Genomic DNA, 1,214 nt, shown 5'->3' with positions numbered 1-1,214 from the left:
TTAATCAGATCGCACAAACGACGCCGAGTTCCCTTCTTTCCCGGATAAGTGATCTACATTTCGGAACGGTTATTTAGGCTTAACGGGATGAAACGGGAGGGGAAATCTCTGCCGCTGAGCGAGTGGCGTGCCATATGGGGAGCGGGTGCTGTACTTGCTGTGTCAGGGAAGAGGGGGCCGGGCAGATGAAGGAGAGGGATAGGTGTACGCCGATGTGTTGATCCTGCTGATCTTCGCCGTTGTGCTGGTAGCCATTTTCCGGCGCCTCGGCCAGCCGGTGATCCTTGCCTATCTGTTTGCCGGCATGCTGCTCGGCCCCCGCGGCGTGGCCATCGTCACGGGTCAGGCCATGATGCAGACCATAGGAGAGCTTGGCATCGTGTTCCTGATGTTCTCCCTCGGGCTCGAGTTCTCCCTGCCGCGTCTGCTCGCCATGCGCAAGCTGGTGCTGGGGGTCGGCAGCCTGCAGGTGCTGCTCACCTCACTGCTGTTTTTCGGGCTCGGCTGGTGGTGGGGGCTGAGCCTGGCCCAGGCGCTGGTGGTGTCAGGCACCCTGGCGCTCTCCTCCACCGCCGTGGTGATCAAGCAGCTCGGCGAGCTCAAGCAGCTCCATACCCGGCGAGCCCAGCTCGGGGTGAGCGTGCTGCTGTTCCAGGATCTCGCCGTGGTGCCCCTGCTGGTGATGATCCCCATCCTGGCCCAGCCCGAGGTGCAGGGCAGCGCCCTGCTGGCGGAGGTCGCCTGGGCCTCCCTCAAGGGGTTGTTTGCGCTCTCCGTGCTGCTGGCGGTGGGGAAGTGGCTGCTGCCCCTGCTGTTTTTCGAGGTGGCGCGCGCACGTTCAGATGAACTCTTCGTACTGAGTGCCCTGCTGGTGGCATTGCTGGCGGCCTCCCTGACCCAGTGGATGGGGCTCTCCATGGCGCTCGGTGCCTTTCTGGCGGGCATGATGCTGGGGGAGTCCCACTATCGTCATCAGCTCGAAGTGGACATCAAGCCGTTTCGCGACGTGTTGATGGGGCTCTTCTTCATTACCATCGGCATGACCATGGACTGGGCGCTGGTGGCGGGCGCCTGGTGGCAGGTGCTGGCCTGTGTGACGGGGCTCATCCTGTGCAAGTCGCTGCTCATATTGCTGGCGGTAACCGTTCACCGGGAGGATGTTGACAACAACTCTTCCGGGAGCGGGTAGTCTGTTTTCTCTATGCAGGCACTGA

The 1,214-nt window shown here is 62.4% G+C and carries 1 pseudogene; it reads left to right on the top strand.

The features are described 5' to 3' along the window. Positions 1–202: 202 nt before the first annotated feature. Positions 203–1,138, top strand: a pseudogene (locus OKB81_RS20400) (cation:proton antiporter domain-containing protein); the annotation flags it as partial. Positions 1,139–1,214: the final 76 nt, after the last annotated feature.

Source organism: Aeromonas sp. QDB56, from assembly GCF_027705505.1.
Taxonomy (GTDB): Bacteria; Pseudomonadota; Gammaproteobacteria; order Enterobacterales; family Aeromonadaceae; genus Aeromonas; species Aeromonas caviae.
Note: the sequence above shows the minus strand (reverse complement) of the source record. Positions and strands in the feature narration are given on the sequence as shown.